This window comes from Pseudonocardia sp. P1, from assembly GCF_000178675.2.
In the GTDB taxonomy this organism is placed as follows: Bacteria; Actinomycetota; Actinomycetes; order Mycobacteriales; family Pseudonocardiaceae; genus Pseudonocardia.
Map to the genome: position 1 here is coordinate 3,502,726 of NZ_ADUJ02000001.1, position 19,124 is coordinate 3,521,849.

General features: G+C 74.9%; 10 protein-coding genes. 5 read left to right on the plus strand and 5 right to left on the minus strand.

The annotated features are described in order from the left end of the window. Positions 1-19: 19 nt before the first annotated feature. Positions 20-3,241, plus strand: a complete 3,222-nt coding sequence (locus PP1_RS16005; protein ID WP_075313900.1) for an arabinosyltransferase domain-containing protein — start codon at positions 20-22, stop codon at positions 3,239-3,241. Between the two features lie 54 nt (positions 3,242-3,295). Next, complete coding sequence (locus tag PP1_RS16010; RefSeq protein WP_010226751.1) at positions 3,296-5,191, plus strand: glycosyltransferase; 1,896 nt, start codon at positions 3,296-3,298, stop codon at positions 5,189-5,191. On the opposite strand, the gene PP1_RS16015 is transcribed toward PP1_RS16010, so the two are convergent. The 4 genes from PP1_RS16015 to PP1_RS16030 form a co-directional block, all read right to left on the minus strand. Further along, positions 5,151-5,807 carry a hypothetical protein gene (locus PP1_RS16015; protein WP_010226750.1) on the minus strand — a complete coding sequence of 219 codons (657 nt, stop codon included), beginning with the start codon at positions 5,805-5,807 and terminating at the stop codon, positions 5,151-5,153. The two genes, PP1_RS16010 and PP1_RS16015, sit on opposite strands and share 41 nt — an antisense overlap. Before the next feature lie 224 nt (positions 5,808-6,031). Next, positions 6,032-9,028 carry an arabinosyltransferase domain-containing protein gene (locus tag PP1_RS16020; protein WP_075313899.1) on the minus strand — a complete coding sequence of 999 codons (2,997 nt, stop codon included), beginning with the start codon at positions 9,026-9,028 and terminating at the stop codon, positions 6,032-6,034. Further along, positions 9,025-11,034 carry a glycosyltransferase gene (locus PP1_RS16025; protein WP_010232752.1) on the minus strand — a complete coding sequence of 670 codons (2,010 nt, stop codon included), beginning with the start codon at positions 11,032-11,034 and terminating at the stop codon, positions 9,025-9,027. The genes PP1_RS16020 and PP1_RS16025 overlap by 4 nt, the downstream gene beginning before the upstream one ends. Before the next feature lie 181 nt (positions 11,035-11,215). Further along, complete coding sequence (locus PP1_RS16030; protein ID WP_010232751.1) at positions 11,216-12,328, minus strand: mandelate racemase/muconate lactonizing enzyme family protein; 1,113 nt, start codon at positions 12,326-12,328, stop codon at positions 11,216-11,218. Between the two features lie 181 nt (positions 12,329-12,509). Between PP1_RS16030 and PP1_RS16035 the strand changes: the two genes are divergently transcribed. Beyond that, on the plus strand, positions 12,510-13,298 hold the full coding sequence (locus tag PP1_RS16035; protein ID WP_010232748.1) for an IclR family transcriptional regulator: 789 nt from the start codon (positions 12,510-12,512) through the stop codon (positions 13,296-13,298). 6 nt (positions 13,299-13,304) lie between these two features. On the opposite strand, the gene glf is transcribed toward PP1_RS16035, so the two are convergent. Next, a complete protein-coding gene (gene glf / locus PP1_RS16040; RefSeq protein WP_010232746.1) occupies positions 13,305-14,510 on the minus strand; it encodes a UDP-galactopyranose mutase in 1,206 nt (401 codons plus the stop codon). A gap of 133 nt (positions 14,511-14,643) precedes the next feature. Here glf and PP1_RS16045 point away from each other — a divergent pair, with 133 nt between their 5' ends. Both PP1_RS16045 and PP1_RS16050 read left to right on the plus strand, forming a co-directional pair. After that, positions 14,644-16,728 (plus strand): DUF6541 family protein, encoded by a 2,085-nt coding sequence (locus PP1_RS16045; protein WP_075313898.1) that lies wholly within the window; start codon positions 14,644-14,646, stop codon positions 16,726-16,728. Positions 16,729-16,874: 146 nt separating this feature from the next. Beyond that, a complete protein-coding gene (locus PP1_RS16050) occupies positions 16,875-19,091 on the plus strand; it encodes a DUF6541 family protein (RefSeq protein WP_010241716.1) in 2,217 nt (738 codons plus the stop codon). Positions 19,092-19,124: the final 33 nt, after the last annotated feature.

Consider the following 19,124-nt stretch of genomic DNA (forward strand, 5'->3'; position numbering starts at 1 on the left):
CACGTCTAGCCTCGGCCGCGTGCTGACCGCCGACACGGAGCCTGCCCATCAGGCCGGGACCCGGTCCGGCGACCGCGGATCCCGATCCAGAGATCAGGTCCTCGCCGCCGTGCTCGGGCTGGTCTCGGCGGTGCTGGCGCTGGCGATCCCCTTCCTCCCCGTCGTCCAGAACACGGCCACCGTTACCTGGCCGACGGCGGAGACCGGCACGGCGCCGCTGAACGCGCCGCTGGTCGCCTACCGTCCGGAGACCCTGCGGATCACCATCGGCTGCGACGCGATCCGCAGCCTCGACGACCGCACCCCCGGCCCGGCGACCGTGGTGAGCACCGCACCGGAGCAGTCCCCGTCCGCGCAGGCCGTCGGACTCCGGGCCGCCGTCGACAACGGTGTCCTCACCCTGGACAACCGCGGCCAGCGCGTCGCGACCGAGGCGATCCCGCCGGCCGGCCCCGGCTGCGCCCTCCAGGTCGACTCGACCGACGCGGCGACCACCGCCACGCTCGGCGGCACCACCCTGCTCGACTTCGACGGCGATGCCCGTCCCCAGGTCACCGGCGTCTACTCCGCCCTCGACGGCGGCCTCGACCCCGTCGCCGGCACGTCGGTGTCGTTCGACGCCGACAACCGCTACGACAGCGACGCCTCCGTCCTCAAGATCGTCGCCGGGGCGATCGCCATCGTCACGCTGTTCGGCTGCCTCTACTACCTGCGCCGGCTCGACGAGCGCGACGGCCGCCGGATCATGCACACCCACCGGCTCGCCGTCGGGCTCCGCGGGCGGGACGGCATCCGCGACACCCTCGTCGTCGCCGTCCTCGCGGTGTGGGCCGTGATCGGCTCGATGACCTCGGACGACGGCTACATCCTGGCGATCTCCCGGGGCAACGACGCTGCGGGCTACGTCGGCAACTACTACCGCTGGTTCAACTCGCCCGAGGCGCCGTTCGGCTGGTTCTACCAGCTGTACTCGCTGTGGAGCGGGGTCTCCGAGGCCGTGCTGTGGCTGCGGCTCCCCGCGCTGGCGATGGGCATCGCGTCCTGGTTCCTGATCAGCCGGGCGCTGCTGCCGCGGCTCGGGACCCGGGTCCGCCGGAGCCGCTCGGCCGGTTGGGCGGCGGCCGCGGTGTTCCTCTGCTTCTGGCTGCCCTTCGACAACGGACTGCGGCCGGAGAGCGTCGTCGTGATCGCGGCGCTGGTGTCGTTCGTGATGCTCGAGCGGGCGCTGGTCGTGCGCCGCCTGCTGCCGGTCGCGGGAGCTCTGGTGGCGGCCGCGTTCGCCGTCGCGGCGACGCCGACCGGCCTGATCGCCCTGGCCCCGTTCCTGGCGGCCGCCCGGCCGTTGCTGGCGTTGTTCAGCGAGCGCGCCCGGAAGGCGGGCTGGGTGCCGACGCTCGCCCCGCTGCTCGCCGCCGGGCTGATCGTCCTGGTCGCGATCTTCGGGGACCAGACGTGGGCGACGGTCGCCGAGGCGACCCGGGTGCGCACCGACCTGGGCCCGAACCTGTCCTGGTACGAGGAGCTGTCCCGCTACCAGCTGCTGTTCACCGAGTCCCGCGACGGCTCCCTGCAGCGACGCTTCCCGGTGCTGCTGCTGTGGCTGTGCACCGCGGTCGCCGGTGCGGTGCTGCTGCGTCGCGGCCGGATCCCCGGCGCCGCGCTCGGCTTCTCGCGGCGCCTGCTGGGCAGCACCGTGCTGTCGTTCGCCGTGCTGGCGCTGACCCCGACCAAGTGGACGCACCACTTCGGTGCGTTCGCCGCACTCGGCGCCGGCGTCGCGGCACTGGCCGCCCTCGCGACCAGCACCGGCGTACTGCGGTCCCGGCGCAACCAGGCGCTGTTCCTCGCGGCGGTGCTCGCGGTGACCGCGCTGGCCTTCACCGGCCCGAACACCTGGTGGTACGTCTCGAACTGGGGCGTGCCGTGGTTCGACAAACCGCCGTCGGTGGCCGGGTTCTCGGCGACGACGCTGCTGCTCGGGCTGGCCGGGATCTCGCTCGTCGTCGGGGTGATCGAGCACCTGCGCGGCCCCGGGATCCCGCGCCCGGTCGCGATCCCCGGGCGGCGACGGCGGCGGATGGGCCAGGCCCAGGCCGTCCGGCTGGGGTCCGCACCGGTCGCGCTGATCTGCGCACTGATGGTCCTGTTCCAGGTCGCGTCGCTGGCCAAGGGCCTGGAGAAGCAGGTGGGCTCCTACTCGCTGGGTGCCGACATCGTCTCCGACCCGACCGGGTCGGAGTGCGGTCTGGCCGGCCGGCTGCAGGTGGAGACCGACCCGGCCGCCAACGTGCTGGCCCCGGCGCCCGCCCCGGCCGGGGCGGAGCCCCCCGTCGAGCAGGGCTTCACCCGCGACGGCCTGCCGCCGACCGGCCCCGGGTCGCTGCGCGACAGCGACGGCACGGGCTCGACGCAGCCGGCCGTCACCGGTGCCGGCCCGCAGGGCGGGCCGGTCGTCGGCAGCTGGTCGCCGGACCCGGACAACACCGGCGAGTACCGGTCCGGCTGGTACACGCTCCCCGAGGCGGCACGCGACGGCGGCGCCCCGCTGGTCCTCGGCATCGCCGGGACCGTCGGTGGCGGCAACTCGCTGACCCTGGAGTTCGCCTCCGGCGACCGGATCGTCGACGAGATCTCGCCGAGCGGCTCGACCGGCACGGTCACCTCGGTCGCCGACACCGCGGGCACCGCCGCGGGCGGCCGCAGCTGGCGTGACGTCCGGCTCGACCTGGCCGGCCGGGACGCCGCGCAGGCCGACCGGGTGCGCGTCGTCGCGACCGACGACGGGCTGGGACCCAACTCCTGGATCGCCGTCGCCCAGCCGCGGGTGCCGCAGCTGACCCCGCTGACCGATGTCGTGGGGGGCAGGCCCGGTTACCTGGACTGGCCGACCGCGTTCGTCCACCCGTGCCTGCGGCGCTTCGACGTGAACGCCGGGATCGCCGACGTGCCGGCCTACCGCCTGCTGGCCGACACCCAGCAGCGGTCCGTCGGCGACGAGTGGGGCGCGGCATCCGGCGGCGGCCCCCGGGGCTGGACGGCGCTGCTGGGTGCCGAACGGGTGCTGCCGACCTACCTGCCGGGCCAGTGGGACTTCGACTGGGGCCAGTTCCGGGTCTACGAGCCGTACTCCCCGCAGGCGACCCAGGCACCCACCGAACGGGGCACCCGCACCATGTGGGGCTGGGAGCAGGTGGCCCGGATCGGGGACGCGCCGGGAGACCCGGCGCCGCTGCCCCGCTGACGGCGCGGCAGACTTCACCGAAGACCCGATCCCGGCGAGAGGCGACCGCGAGACATGCTGGACACGGCCCGTCCCACCCGCGACGGCGATCCCGCACCGGCCACACCCCCGGCCGGCGAGCCGCGGCCCGGCAGGCTCGTCGTCCAGCGCGGGCACTTCACCGGGCCCACGGCCCTGGTCCCGGAGGACCTCTACGCGGAGGTCCTGCGGGGCGCGGCCCGGCGGGAGCGCGCCCGGATCGAGCTGGCACCGGCGACGCTGGTCAGCACGAACACCTACTGGGGGCGGCTGCACGCCACCTACTGGCAGCGCTGGACGACCGTCCCCGAGGTGCGGGTGACGCTGCGGGCGAGCGGCCGCGGCCGGATCTGGCTGATGGCGTCGGACACCAACAAGGTGGCCCGCGCGGTCGAGGTGGCCGACGTCGACGGCGACACCGCGGTCGAGCTGACCGGGTCGGTCGACCGGTTCCTCGACGGCGGCGGCCTCTGGCTGGAGATCGGCACCGACACCGGTGAGCTCGCGGTGTCCGGCGTCGAGTGGACGGTGGCCGTGCCCCGCCCGCCCCGGCCGACCTCGCTCACGATCTGCACGTACAACCGCGTCGAGGACTGCCTGAACACCCTGCAGGCGCTGCTCGACGACCCGGCGGCGCTGGCCCGCGTCGAGCTCGTGCGGGTGGTCGACCAGGGCAGCGACCCGCTGGAGTCCCGGGACCGGTTCGCCGCCGTCGCGGACGCGTTCGGTGCGACGCTCGTCTACCAGCGCCAGCCGAACCTCGGCGGCGCCGGCGGGTTCACCCGCGGCCTGTACGAGGCGACCGCCGGGGACCCGGCGGACGACCACGACGTCCTCCTGATGGACGACGACGTGCTGCTCGACCCGGAGATCGTCGTCCGGCTGACCGGGTTCGCGGCCTGCACCACGAACCCGGCGATCGTCGGCGGGCAGATGCTGAACCTGCTGCACCCGGGGCACGTGCACATCACCGCCGAGTACGCCGAGCCGGAGAAGCTCCGCGTCGGCCGCCCGGTGCCCGGCGCCCTCGAGGAGGGCTTCCTGCTCGGGCGCGACGAGCGGCTGCTGCCGATCGTGCAGGAGCGCCGCGTCGACACCGAGTACAACGGCTGGTGGTCCTGCCTGATCCCGGCGCCGATCGTGCGCGCCATCGGCTACCCGCTGCCGCTGTTCTTCCAGTGGGACGACGTCGAGTTCGGCTACCGCGCCCGCGAGCACGGCTTCGCCACCGTCTCCCTGCCCGGCGCCGGCGTGTGGCACGCCGACTTCGGCTGGAAGGACTGGGACGAGTGGCACCGCTACTTCAACCAGCGCAACGGCCTGATCACCGCGGCGCTGCGGACCGGCTTCGACCGGCGCACGGTGACGTCGACGGTCGTCGAGCTGCTCGCCCAGTACCTCGTCGCGATGCAGTACGGGCTCGCCGCGACGCTGCTGACCGCGGTCGAGGACTTCCTGGAGGGTCCCGCCGTCCTCGACGACGGCTCCGCCGCCGCGGCCGCGCGGATCCGCCGGATCCGGGCCGCCTACCCCGAGACGGCCGCCGTGCCGATCGCCGACGCGGGCCTCGACCCGCGGGAGTCCGTCGTGCACCTCGCCGGGCACAAGCCGTCGAAGATGGTGCGGACCTGGCTCAAGCGTGTGGTGCTACAGGCGACCGGCCGGGTGCCGTTCCGGTCCGGGATGGTGCCGGCCGGTGAGGCGCACTGGTGGCACGTGGCGCTGTTCGAGCGGGCGATCGTGACCGACATGGCCGAGACCGGCGTGCGGATCCGGACCCGCGACCGGGAGCGCCTGCGCGAGCTCGCCACCCGGGCCGTGCACACCGTCCGCCGGCTGTACACCGAGGGCCCGGACGCGGCACGGACCTGGAAGGCCGCCGAGCCGCGGCTCACGGCACGGGAGACGTGGACCCGGCTCTACGAGGACTGATCCCCGGCCGGGGCCGGCCCACCAGCACGACGACCAGGACCACGACCGACGCCACGGGCGCCGGGTGGCCCAGGCCGAACCCCAGACCCAGATCGACGACGACGGCCGCGCACGCCGACGCGAACATCCAGCGCGGCCCGGTGACCGGTCGCGGCCGCCCGGTGGACCAGCGCGTCCGGCCCCAGGGCTTGTCGATCGACAGCCAGGCCTGGAACGCGATCGCCGCGACCATCAGCAGGGTCAGCGGCAGCAGGCCCGCGCGCGAGGTGCCCGCCGGGTCGGAGTGCGCCGCGTCGAGCCGCGCGGACAGCACGACGATCCCCAGGTGGAGCTGGGCCACCGTGATCGCGAACTTCACCGCGACCCAGCGGTGGTGGAAGAACCCGAAGGGCGTCGCCGCCGCGAGCACCATCCCGGTCAGCGCGGAGCCGACGGCGAGCGGGGCGAGCAGCACGGCGTCGAGATGGTGGGCGGCGAGCAGCGCGGGCCCGCGGACCGCAGGGTCGACGCCGAGCACCTGCAGCGCGGCGAGCGACGCGGCGAGCGCCATCCAGCCGACCGAGGTGAGCACGTGCAGCCAGACGGTGAGCCGGCGCCAGGTCTTCGTGGTGAGCACGGACCCAGCCCACCGGAACCGGCACCGCGGCCCATCCGGCCCCACCCCCACTCCACCCGGACCCCCGCCTCGTCACGTCGACGTACCGAGCCACGCCCCAGGACGCTCACCGGTTGCGTCAGCGCTCATCCGATCGCGCGAGCGCCGGCTGAACCGGTGAGCGTCTCCGGGAGAGTCCGCCCGGGGAAGGGACGGGGAAGGGGGCGGGGCGGGGCGGGGCGGACTCAGCCCAGGAAGTCCCGGCCCGTGTAGTCCTTGTCCGCCAGGGTCGGCAGGCGCTCCCAGCCCCATCGGCGCTCGGTCCCGACGGCCACGTCGTAGCCACCGGTCGGGTGGTCGTACCCGACCCGCTCGACGTGGCCCCACGCGAACATCGCGCGCCCGGGCGGCGGGTCGAGCCGCGAGGGCAGCTCGTCGAAGGTCGCCGTCCGCCCGATCCCGGCGAGCGCGCCGCCGTTGCCGGTGAAGAACGCGTTGTCCTCGGTGGCGCCCTCGAGGTCGTCGCCGGTGCGGAGCCGCCACTGCGGGGTCTCCGCGATGCCGTGCCGCACGACGATCTGGTCCTCGCAGGGCCACAGCAGCGCGGTGACCTGGTCGGCGTAGACCGGGTCCCCGCGGACGACGTCGGACGCCGGCCGGTCCCGGGCGGGCACCGGCGCACCGATCCCGAGCCAGCTGTCGGCGCCGTCGGTGGCGTCGGTGACGACCAGCCGGACCTGGGTGACCGGTCCGGGGAGGTCCCCGGCCGCGGCGAGGTCGATCTCCAGGTCGGTCCAGTCCGCGACCTTCTCCCCGGGCAGCGACGCCGTGATCTCGTGGGTCGCGTCCGGCGCACCGACCGGGCCGGAGCCGGCCACGACCTGCACGGTCTGGTCGGATCGGAGGTCGCCGGTGGCGGGCACGAGCAGCCGTGACCGGTCCTGCGGGACCGGGAACCAGCCGGTCTCCAGGGTGCCGGTGCCGGCGTCGTCGGTGTGCCAGACGGGGCCGTCGAGTGCGGGCCGGTCGGGCGGCGGGCCGTCGCGCAGGGCGCCGGTGAGCTGCGGCGGGCCGGCGGCCGGTCCGAGCGGTCCGCCGTCGGGCACCGTGACGGTGACGGCGTCGGCGAGCCCGCACGGCCGTCCCGCGAGGGACGCCAGGTTCATCGACGCGACCGACGGTCCGGGCGCCTGCTGCACCGGGGCGAGCGCGAACACGAGCAGCATGAGCGCGACGCCGCCGGCGGTGGCGGTCCGCAGGACCGCACCGTCCGGTCCGGTCCCGGACGCGCGTCCGGCGCGCCGCCTGCGGTGTGCCCACCACAGCGCGACCACGGCCACGAGCAGCCACAGCACCGGGTTGCGGAGGTAGACCGGCCCGAGGTGCGGGGCGAGGACCTGCTGGTGGATCGGGGCGTCGACCACGGAGTGGTTGCCGAACGGCTGGCCCCAGTCCCCGAGCGGTCGCCACAGGTTCGGCCCGGCGTAGATCACCGCCGCCGCGAGCCCGAGCACCGCCGTCCCGACGGCGACGAGCCGGGCGGGCGCCCGGCGCGGCAGCGGGCCACGGGCCAGCGCGATCGCTAGCAGCAGGGTGGCGGGGGCGGCGACGGCACCGAAGTGGTTGACCCACTTGGTGGGGCTCAGGCCGATCGCGACGAGTGCGAGCGCCGTGGCCGCGAGGGCGAACCCGAGCGCCCGGCCCAGCGGCCCGCCGGTGCCGCGCCGGGTCGCCAGGCGGACCGTGCCGAGCAGCAGCACCCCGACGGTCAGCAGGACGGGCAGTCGGCGGCCCCACGTGCCCTGGTCGTCCGGGCCGAGGAGGTTGGCGTAGTGCACGAGCTCCTGCCACCACGAGTACTGGAAGTAGTACCAGCGGTGCACGGCGACGGACTCGCGGACGTCGGCGAGGGTCTGGTCGGCCAGTCCCAGCGGGACGACGACGCTCGCGGCGGCGAACGCGACCGCGACCGTCGCGCACCGGGTGACCCACCCGGAGTGCACGAGGTGCCACCACACCAGGGGCAGCGCGAGCAGCAGGGGGACGGCCGCGACGACCGCGGCGGGCGCCGTCGTCACCCCGAGGACGGCGACGGCGGTGGCCGGGGCGAGCAGCCCGACCGCGCCGGTCCGCAGCGCGGCCGCGACGAGGAACAGGACCCCGGCGGCGGCGAGCGTGCCCGCCGGCTCCGGCCGCAGGCTGATGCCGTAGGGCAGGAACCAGGCCAGGTGGGCGACGGCCAGCGCCGCCACGACGACCGGGCGGGTGCCGGCCCGGTCGGCGAGCGCGACCAGCGTCAGCCGGAGCAGCACCCACGTCCCCAGACCGAGCACGACCGGCACGACCCGCATCGGGAGCAGGCCCCATCCGGCGATCCCGCCCCACAGCTGCAGGAGGTACTGGCTCGTCGCGAACGGGGCCTCGGTGACGTTGAACTGGTAGATCGCGTTGCCGATGGTCCCGGTCTCCGCGCCCTGGCGGGCCATCAGCGCGTACCAGGAGTCGTCGATGTTGACCGGGCCGAGCACGGCCCAGGCCAGCGTCACGACGAGGACGACGGCGTCGGCGATCCCGGGCCGGGGCCGCACGGCGAGGATCCGCCGGGTCCCGGTCCAGGTGCGGACGGCGACCGCGAGCGTCGCGGCCAGCGCGAGCAGGTGCGCGACCAGCAGCGCGACCTTGAGCGGGGACGGCGACGACTCGTAGCGGGCGTCGGTGTGCAGCTGCACCCCGAGCCCGTCGGCGGCCGGTCCCGCGACGGCGGTGGACAGCTCGGCGACCTGCGGCGGCGCGAGCTCCGGGTGCTCGGCGACGGTCGCCCCGTCCCGGGTCACGACGGTCCCGTCCGCTCCCGCGGTGACGACGAGGGTGCAGCCGCCGGCGACGGGCCCGGCCCACAGCTCGGTCGGGCCGGAGCGGATCGTGAGCGTCCCGCCGGCGACGCCCGCCACCAGCCCGGGCGCCGCGACCGGGTCGTCGGCGGCCGCGGGCATCGTGCGCAGCACGTCGCCCTCCGGGAGCGACGCGGCGGCCGCGCACGGGATCGACGCGGTGAACTCCAGCGGCCGGTACGGCGACAGCGGCAGCACCGTCGACGCCGGTGCCTCGCCGGCGCGCGGCCAGCTGACGACCGGGTCGTCGGCGTCGACCGGGGCCAGCGCGGCCCCGATCCCGAGCAGGCAGGTCAGCCCGCCGAGCAGCAGCAGGAGCAGTGGCCGGCGGGTGGACGCCGCCGGGCTCACTCGAAGATCTGCTTCCAGCCGTCCTTGCCGGTGAGCGTGGGCTCGGCCGCCCGGTAGCGGCCGCGCAGCGTCTCCCAGTCCGCGGCCACCGCACGGTGCAGCCGGAACGACTCGGCGACCATCCGCTTGAACATCTGCGGGTCACGACGCCGGAAGGTGACCCCGCGACCGTCCGGTGTGGACACCGTCGCGGAGTCGAGACCCGAGAGGACGAACCACTGCGCGTTCGCCCACGGGACGTTGCGCTGCGGGCGCTCCTGCCGCCCCGGCGCCGGGGACCTCAGGTTCCGCAGGACGCCGCGGGCCAGCCCGAGCGCGACCTTGGCCTTCCCGACCGGCGGCTCCGGGAACAGCTGGGCGCCGAGCGCGTCCAGCTCCGCGAGCGGGACGTCGGTGGCGGAGTCCAGCGGGCGGCCGTCGTCGTACTCGGCGCGGACCGCGCGGATCTCGTCGAGCACCACCGGCAGCTTCGGGAACAGCGCCTCGGGCCCTGCGAGGAAGTCGGTGAACGCCTTGATCTGCAGCGCGACCGCCGAGTACTCCATGAGCATCAGGTGCCGCAGGGTCCGCTTGAACGTCTCCTTCAGCATCGCCCGCGGGTCGTCCGGGCCGCGCAGCGCCGCGGCGACCAGGCGGTTCCGGTAGTGGAAGTACGCCTGCCAGTCCGACGAGTCGTCCTTCTCGATGAAGGACATGTGCCAGATCGCGATGCCGGGGACGGTCGCGGTGCGGTAGCCGGCGGTGCGGGCGCGGAGGCCGTACTCGGCGTCGTCCCACTTGATGAACAGCGGCAGCGGCAGCCCGAGGTCCTCCGCGACGCGGCGCGGGATCAGGCACATCCACCAGGCGTTGTAGTCGACGTCGACGCGGCGGTGCAGCCACGGCGTCTGCCGCAGCGTGCGCGCGGCGAGGTCGTGGTGCGCCTCGGTCTCGGGGGCGGGCCGCCAGAGGAACTGGTTGCGGTCGACGACCTCGCCCATCGTGGAGAGCTGCGAGCGGGCCTGCAGCGACAGCATCTGCCCGCCGACCAGCATGGGCTCGCGCGCGAACCGGCTGAACGCGACCGCGCGGAGCACCGAGTCGGGCTCCAGCAGGATGTCGTCGTCCATGTAGAGGATCTGCTCGCAGTCGATGCCGCCCGCGTGCGGGCCGGTCCCGTGGAGCACCTCGTACATGATCCGGGCGTAGCCGCCGGAGCCGCCGAGGTTGGGCTGGTCGATGATCCGCAGCCGATCCCCGAGCACGGCAGCGGCCTGCTCGTACCCGGCCTCGTCGCGCACCTTCCGCGTGCCCTGGTCCGGCAGGACGACCGCGGTGATCGTGTCGAGGACCTGCGGGTCCGAGCCGAGCGCGGTCAGGGTGGCGACGCAGTCGGCGGGCCGGTTGAACGTCGGCATCCCGACGACGACGGCGGCCCGGCCGGGCGCGTCGTGCGGCGCGTGCCAGCCGCCGCCGTGCAGCGTGAGGTCGCCCTCGTCGGTGGAGAGGTCGAACCAGTACCAGCCGCCGTCCTCGAACGGGCGCAGGTCCAGCTCCATGGTCACCCGGCGGCGGCCCTGCACGACCTCGCCGCCGACGAAGATCTGCGACCCGTCGGCCTTGGTGCGGTACACGTCGACGCGGCCCGAGCCCTCCAGCTCCAGCCGCAGCTCGATCGCGGTCAGCGTCGACCAGGCGCGCCAGTACCCGGCGGCGAAGGCGTTGAAGTAGGCACCGAACGACACCTCGGTCGCCGGGGGCACGGTCGCGCTGGTCCGGTCCTGCACGCGGGTGCGACGGCCCGCCGTGGTGGAGACGGTCAGCGACAGCGGACGGCTCTTCTCGTCCGGCAGCGGGTCGACCGGCGCGAGGGTCGTCCCGGGGCGCTCGTCGAGGTAGAGGGCGCGCACCGCGAACGGGTCGGCGGGGCGGGGAAGGATCACCCGCTGCAGGAGCGTCTCGCCGCTGGTCGGGTCGGCGGTGTCGGACACCTGGTGGCCTCGCTGGTCCGTGGGGGCGGTGGTCATCGCAGAAACGGCCTCGGGGGTCGGCGGGTTCCGGTCGTGCCCGCGCCTGGACGGCTGCGCTGCCGCACCGCCCGGGCCCGGGAGGAGGTACCCGAGCGTAGCCGCGGCTCGGGGCAGCGGCGGCAGGCGGGCGGGCGCGCCGCACAAGCGGAGTGGAACGTCCGGTTCGCCGTGCCGGAACTCAGCCGACCCGCCACCGTGCGACCGCGTCCTCGTCGAGCTCGACGCCGAGCCCCGGCGCATCCGGGACGGCGAGGCACCCGTCCGGACCGACGGTGACGGGCGCCGCCAGCGGGAAGTCCCGCCGCGCCGGCGTCCAGTCCGGCGGGTCGTAGGGGACCTCGAACCACGGCCCGCCGCCGACGCCGGCCGCGACGTGCAGGTTCGCCAGCAGCCCGATGCCGTTGGTCCAGCTGTGCGGGGTGAAGGAGCGGTGCCGCAGCATCGCCAGCTCGGCCAGCGTCCGGGCGCGGCTCATGCCGACCGAGAGGACGACGTCCATCTGGTAGACGTCGAGCACGTCCTCGTCGATCCAGCGCAGGATCTCCGGCACCGAGTGCTGCATCTCCCCCGCCGCGATCCGCAGCCCCGGGTTGTCGGCGCGCAGCGTCCGGAACCCGTCGGTGTCGGGGTAGGGCAGCGGCTCCTCGACCCAGAAGACGTCGAGGTCCGCGAGCCGGCGCGCCAGCCGACGGGTGGCTGCCAGGTCGGTGGCCGGTGCGACGTCACCCGCCGTCCGCCAGGACTGGTTGAGATCGACCATGATCGTGAACTCGTCGCCGAGTGCACCGCGGACCGCGGCGACGGTCGCCACGCCCTCGTCGATCCGGTTCCGGTCGATCCTGATCTTCGCCGCGCGGAAGCCCTCGTCCGCCACCTGCGCGGCGATCTCGACCCGCTCGGAGGAGGCGCGCGGCACGCAGAACGACGCGTACGCGGGCACCCGGTCGTAGGTCCCGCCGAACAGCGTGGCGACGGGCAGACCGGCTGCCTTGCCCGCCAGGTCCCACAGCGCGGCCTCGAGCGGCCAGTAGTGACCGCCGTGCACGGCGCAGGTCTCCAGGGCGCGGACGTGCCGGGCGATCGCGAGGGCGTCCTCGCCGACGAAGACGTCGCGGAAGGCGTCGAAGCCGTCCATCGTGTCGCCCGAGCCGATGCCGACGCGCCCGTCGTCGGTGTGCACACGGACGATGGTGGCGTCGAACGCGGTACGCGGCCGGGGGTCCCAGGCCGCGCGCAGCGGCGGGTCCAGCGGCAGCCGCACCCGGTCGAGCGTGATGTCGGTGATCTTCATGTCGTCCGGGGGGTTCGCGCCGACTGGTGCCGGCCCGGAGCGCGATCGGGGGCTTCCGCACTCCGAGCCGGATATCCGACGACTGTAGGAAAGTATCCGCTGAGCGACCAGCGCGGGCCGTGGATCGCAATCCACGTTGCGTTCACGCCAACGACGACCACCGTCCCAGTACGGTCGGAGGGTGACCGATGCGCCTCGCAACAGCTACGGGCTGAGCCGGGACGTGGCACTCCTGGAAGCCCTCGCGTCGGACGAGGCGCAGCGCGCCGACGGTCTCGGCGTCGCGCAGGTGGCCCGGCTGACCGGCCGGGAGAAGAGCCAGGTGTCCCGGGCGCTGCGCGCGCTGGCCGAGGCCGGGCTCGTCGAGCGCGACGACGACAGTCTCGTCTACCGCCTCGGCTGGCGGCTGTTCTCGCTGGCCGCGCGCGGCGCCGACGGCCGGCTGACCGGGGTCACGGAGCCCGCCCTGCGCCGCCTGGCGGTCGAGACCGAGGAGACGGCGCACCTGTGCGTGCTGCGCGACGACGCGCTGCTCACCCTGCGGACGGTGTCCGGGCACTCGTTCCGCACGTCCGGCTGGGAGGGGCGCAGGTCGCCGCTCGTCTGCACCTCGGCGGGCCGTGCGCTGCTCACCGACGCCACGCCCGACGAGCTCTACGTGCGTTTCGGCACCGTCGAGGACCTGGCACCGGACTACCCCGGCTGCCGGGTCCGGACGGTGCCCCAGCTGTGGCGGGCGATCCGCGAGGCCGCCGAGCGGGGCTGGGCCGAGGCCCGCGACGAGCTCGAACCGGACCTCTCCGGGGTCGCGGCCCCGGTGCGGGACTTCCGCGGCCGGATCGTCGCCGTGCTCAACATCGTCGGGCCGACCGCGCGGATCGGCGAGCGGCTCGACGAGCTGGGCCGGACGACGGCGGCCGCCGCCCGCGCGGTGTCCACCGAGCTGGGCTGGAACCCGGAACGGCCCTGAGCCGGATCAGTCCTCCGACTCGGTGCCCGAGAGCGGGCGCCCCTCGGTGAAGTGCGGGACCAGCCGGTTCTCGAACATGGTCAGCGCCGACCCGATGGCCATGTGCATGTCGAGGTACTTGTAGGTGCCCAGCCGGCCACCGAACAGCACGTTCCGGTTCGCGGTCTCCTTGCGGGCGAGCTCGCGGTAGCGCTCCAGCTTGGCGCGGTCGTCCGGCGTGTTGATCGGGTAGTACGGCTCGTCCCCGGACTCGGCGAAGCGCGAGTACTCGCGCACGATCACCGTCCGGTCCTTCGGGTAGTCCCGCTCGGGGTGCATGTGCCGGAACTCGAGGATCCGGGTGAAGGGGACGTCGGCGTCGTTGTAGTTGATCACCGAGGTGCCCTGGAAGTCGCCGGTCGGCTCGACCGACATCTCGAAGTCCAGGGTGCGCCAGCCGAGCTCGCCCTCGGCGTGGTCGAAGTAGCGGTCCAGCGGCCCGGTGTAGAGGACCGGGGTTCCCGCCGGCAGCGCGTCGCGGACCTCGAAGAAGTCGGTGTCCAGCACGACGTCGATGTTCTCGTGGTCGGCCATCCGCTCCAGCCAGGCGGTGTAGCCGTCGACCGGCAGACCCTCGTGGGTGTCGTTGAAGTACCGGTTGTCGTAGGTGTAGCGCACCGGGAGCCGGGTGATGATCGACGCGTCCAGCTCGGTCGGGTCGGTCTGCCACTGCTTGGCGGTGTAGCCCTTGACGAACGCCTCGTAGAGCGGGCGCCCGACCAGCGAGATCGCCTTCTCCTCCAGGTTCGCCGCCTGCTTCGTGTCCACCTCGGACGACTGGTCGGCGATCAGCGTGCGCGCCTCGTCGGGCGTGTGCGCCTTCCCGAAGAACTGGTTGATCAGCGCGAGGTTCATCGGGAACGCGTAGACCTGCTCGCCGACCCGGGCGAAGACCCGGTGCTGGTAGTTCGTGAACGCGGTGAAGCGGTTCACGTACTCCCACACCCGCTCGTTCGAGGTGTGGAACAGGTGCGCGCCGTACCGGTGGATCTCGATGCCGGTCTCCGGCTCGGGCTCGGAGTAGGCGTTGCCGCCGATGTGGTCGCGGCGCTCCAGGACCAGGACGCGCTTGCCGAGGCCGTCGGCCACCCGCTCCGCCACGGTCAGCCCGAAGAACCCGGACCCGACGACGATCAGGTCGTAGCTGGCGAGGTCGTACCCGTCGAGGCTCACGGCACCCGAGGGTAGGACAGGCGTGATCGGGGGCACCGGGCGGCTTCGGTATCCTCGCAGACGGGCCGCGGAAGCGGACGAATCAGGCGCCCCCGCTCGTGTCATCCCGTTCGGTAAAGGAGGCGGACCTGTCGTGAGCTGGCTGTCCGCCGTCCCCCTCGTGGTGCTCGCCGCCGCCTGGCTGACGCTGCCGGGCCTGTTGGTGGGCGTCGCCGCGGGGTTGCGCGGCATCGCCGTGTGGGGCGCGGCCCCGCTGTTGTCGGTCGGCCTGATCGCCGGCTCCGCGGTCGCCGGGAGCATGGTGGGCGTCCCGTGGAGCGGTGCCGTGCCGGTCGCCGCGGCGTGCGTGTTCGCGCTGGTGGTCGTCGGCGCCCGGCGGCTGGTGCTCGGGCGTCCGCTGGTGCCGGGGCCCGCGCTCGCCCGGGCCCGCACCGCGCAGGCGTGGGCCTCGCTGCGGCAGGGCGGGCCGGACCGCCGCTGGACCGGCCTGGCCGCACTCGGCGGGATGGTCATCGCCTGGGCGCTCGGCTTCCGGGCCGCGATCCGCGGGATGGACCGCCCGGACGCGCTGTCCCAGACGTTCGACGCGAACTTCCACTACAACGCCGTCGCCCGGATCCTCAACACCGCCGACGCGTCCTCGCTGACCGTCGGCGGCCTGGTGAACTCGCCCGGCTTCTACCCGTCGGCGTGGCACGGCGTCGTCTCGCTGGTGGCACCGCTGACCCCCGGACCCGGCGAGATCGTCGTCGCCTCCAACGTCGTCGCGCTGGTGACGACCCTGCTCGTCTGGCCCCTGTCGGTGCTGCTGCTGGTGCGGACGCTGACCGGCCGCTCGGCCGGTGCCGCGCTCGCGGCGCCGGTGCTGGCGCTGGGCTTCATCGCGTTCCCGTGGACCCTGGTCACCTACGGCGCGCTGTGGCCCAACCTGCTCGGGGTGGCCCTGGTCCCGGCCGCGCTCGCCGCCGTCGCGCTGGCCGCGCGGCCCGGTCTCGGGCCCGACCCGGTCAGCCCGGCCCGGCCCGGCCCGTACCCGCCGGGACGGGTGGCGCGCTGGTTCCCGGTCGTCGTCGGCGTGCTCGCGCTGGGCCTCGCGCACCCGAACGCGCTGTTCGGCGCCGTCGTCGTCGCCGCGCCGCCGGTGCTGTGGGGGGTGACCGGCGCGATCCGCCGGGGCCTCCGCGCCGGCCGGTGGCAGACCGTGCGGGCGCTGGCGGCGGTGCCGGCCGTCGCGGGCGTCGGCGGGGTGCTGGCCTGGTTCATGTTCGTCTCGCCGGTGCTCGACGGCATCCGCGGCTACTACTGGGAGCCGCAGGTCACCGTCGCCGGGGCGATCGGCAACGCGGTGCTGCACAGCCCGAACGGCAACGACCCCGCGTGGTCGATCGCGGTGCTGACGCTCGCCGGCGCCGTGGTCGCGCTGCGCCGCGCGCGGACGTCGTGGCTGGTGCCCGCGCACGTGCTCGTCTGCGCCCTCTACGTCGTCGGGGCCAGCTCGTGGTCCTCGATCTGGACCGGGGTCTGGTACAACGACGCGCCCCGGATCGCCGCACTCGTCCCGGTGACGGCCGCACCGCTGGCCGCGCTCGGCCTGGTCGCGCTGTGCTCGCTGGTCCGCCGGGTGGCCTGCCTCGTGCGCGACGCGCTCACCCGGGCCGCGCCCGCCGTCGAGTCGTGGCCGCGGCCGCGGGCCGCGGTGCTGGTGGCGGTCGGGGTACTGGCCGTCGTCGCGACCTCGGGCGGGCTGTACCAGCGCTCGCACATCGACCAGCTCGCCGGCATCTACCAGACCCCGGAGCAGGTGCTGGTCGGCCCGGAGCAGGCGCAGTTCCTGCGCTACGCCGGTGAGCTGCTGCCCGCCGACGCCGTCGTCGCGCAGAACCCGTGGGCCGGTACCGCGATGCTGTGGCCGCTGACCGACCGGAAGGTGCTGTTCCCGCACCTGACCGGGGTGTGGTCACCGGACCAGCAGCTGATCGCGGAGCGGCTGCGGGACGCCGCGAACGACCCCTCGGTGTGCGCGGCCGTCGCCGAGACCGGCGTCGGGTACGTCGTCACCGCGCCGCCCACGTTCTGGCAGCCGGACCCGCTCGCGGAGAACTGGCCGGGGCTCGACGACCTCGCCGACGCCGACGGTTTCGAGCTCCTCGCCGAGGACGGCGACAACGCGCTCTGGCGGATCACGGCGTGCGACGCGGGGCGGATCGTCGGATCCTGATCACTCCTCGGCGCCGGAGAGGCGTCCCGCGCCCGGTGGTGTCCGAGCGGTAATCTCCGGCGCGCCCACCGTCCGGCGCCGGCTGGCCGCGCGGTGACCGACGACGGATCCGGGGCGCTCGCTCCCGGGAGAGGAGCGCCCGCCCGATGGGCACACCCACCTGGCTGTCCGCGGTACCCGTGGCGCTCGCCGCGGCGTTCTGGGTGGTCGTACCGGGACTGCTGGTCACCCGCGTCGGCGGGCTCCGCGGGATCACGGCCTGGGGCGCGGCCCCGCTGGTGTCGGTGGCCCTGATCGCGACGTCCGCCGTCGCCGGGACCGCGCTGGGTGTGCCGTGGAGCCCGTGGGTGCCGTCGGTCGCCGCCGTCCTGGTCGCGGTCCCGGCCGGGCTCCTGCGCGCGTTCGTAGCCCGCCGTCCGGCCGGCAGCCCGCTGCACCGGGGATGGCGCTCCGCGCTGCGCGGCTGGGAGCCGGGCAGACGGCTGCGCACCACGTTCGTCCGGCTGCGCACCCCCCGCGGGATGTTCGCCCAGGGCCCCGAACCCCTGACGACGGCGCTGCCGCAGACCTGGCGCACCTCCGCCCAGCGGGAGGGGGCCGACGGCCGGCGGGCAGGCCTCCTCGCCACCGCCGGGACGCTGCTCGCGGCCGCGCTGGCCTGGCTGACGGTGGTGCTCGGCTTCGGGCCGGTGGACCAGCTGTCGTCGACCTACGACGCCGTCTTCCACTACAGCGCCGTCGCCCACATCCTCGCGACGCACGACGCGTCGTCGCTCACCCTCGGCACCCTCACCAGCCCGGGCTCGCCGACGGCGTTCTACCCGGGCGCGTGGCACGACCTGGTCTCGCTGGCCGCGATGACGGCCGGGGCCGGGGTGCCGGTGGCCACCAACGTGGCGTCCTGGTCGGTCGCCGCGCTGGTCTTCCCGCTGTCCGCGCTGCTGCTGACCCGGCAGGTCCTCGGCCGCTCGGCCGGTGCCGCGTTCGCCGCACCGGTGCTCGCGACGGCGTTCACCGGCTTCCCGTGGGCGCTCATGTCCTTCGGGGTGCTGTGGCCCAACCTCCTCGGCGTCGCGCTGCTGCCCGCCGCCCTGGCCGCGGTCGCGGTACTGGCCGGGACCGTGCGGGAGCCTGCGCTCCCCCGCGCGGGCGCCGTCGCGCTCGGGGTCGCGGCCCTGCCCGCGCTGGCGCTCTCCCACCCGAACGCGGTGTTCAGCCTGGCCGTGCTCGGGGTGTTCCCGATCCTGTGGGGGCTGGTCCGGCTGGCCCGGCACCGCCTCCTGACGCGGCGGTTCTGGCAGCCGGTGGCCGGGCTGCTGGTGACCGTCGGCGGGGTGGCCGTCGTCGGGTGGCTGATGGTGGCGTCCCCGCTGCTCGCCGGGGTCCGCAACTTCGACTGGCCCGCGTTCACCAGCACGCCCGAGGCGATCGCCCAGGTCCTGCTGCTCTCGACCAACACCCGGCCGCCGCTCTGGCCGGTCGCGGCGCTCGTCCTCGTCGGGGCGGTCGTGTCGTTCCGCCGGGTCGCGACGTCGTGGCTGGTACCGGCGCACGCCGCGTCCGGGTTCCTCTACGTGCTGGCCGCCTCCCAGGAGGGCGACCTCACGGCCGGGTTGACCGGTGCCTGGTACAACGACTCGTACCGGCTGGCCGCGATGGTGCCGGTGACCGGCGTCCCGCTCGCCGTGATCGGTGTCGTCACCGTGGCCGGCCTGCTGCGCCGGGTGCTGCTGCGCGCCCCCGGCCCGGTCGCTCCCGTCGTGCGACGCCGGGGGGCGCCCGCCGCGCTGGTCCTTGCCTGCACCCTGGCGCTCGTCGCCGGGTACGGCGGCCTGCGGGTCGGGGTCCACGCGCTCGTCCTCGCGGGCACCTACCAGGACTCGTCGGACGTCCTGCTCGAACCGGGCCAGCGGGAGTTCTTCACCGAGGTCGCCGCGCTGGTCCCGCCGGACGACGTGGTCGCCGCGGACCCGTTCACCGGCAACTCGCTGCTCTACCCGATCGCGGGCCGCGAGGTGCTGTTCCCGCACCTGATCGGGAACTGGACCCCGGAGCAGAGCCTCGTCGCGACCCGCCTGCGCGACGCCGCCACCGATCCCGCGGTGTGCGAGGCCGCCGCGGCGACCCGCGTCGGCTGGGTGATCAGCGGCCCGATCACGTTCTGGCCCTCGCACGGCGGCGCGCGCTGGTACCCGGGGCTGCACGACATCGCACCGGTCCCCGGGTTCGAGCTCGTCGCCGAGGGCGGCGGGCAGGAGCTGTGGCGGCTGACCGCCTGCGACCCGGCGGCCCCGGACGAGCCCGCGCCGCAGGCGATGGTCCCGGCGGAGCCGCCCGTCCCCGTGCCCGTCCCGCAGCGGTGACTCTCGTACGGTGAGTCGCCCCCCGACCGTACG

What these genes read in the sequence shown, in the direction of transcription:
- PP1_RS16010 (WP_010226751.1), top strand. Translation starts at nt 3,296, where the DNA reads ATGCTGGACACGGCCCGTCCCACCCGCGACGGCGATCCCGCACCGGCC.
- PP1_RS16025 (WP_010232752.1), bottom strand. Translation starts at nt 11,034, where the DNA reads ATGACCACCGCCCCCACGGACCAGCGAGGCCACCAGGTGTCCGACACC.
- PP1_RS16030 (WP_010232751.1), bottom strand. Translation starts at nt 12,328, where the DNA reads ATGAAGATCACCGACATCACGCTCGACCGGGTGCGGCTGCCGCTGGAC.
- PP1_RS16050 (WP_010241716.1), top strand. Translation starts at nt 16,875, where the DNA reads ATGGGCACACCCACCTGGCTGTCCGCGGTACCCGTGGCGCTCGCCGCG.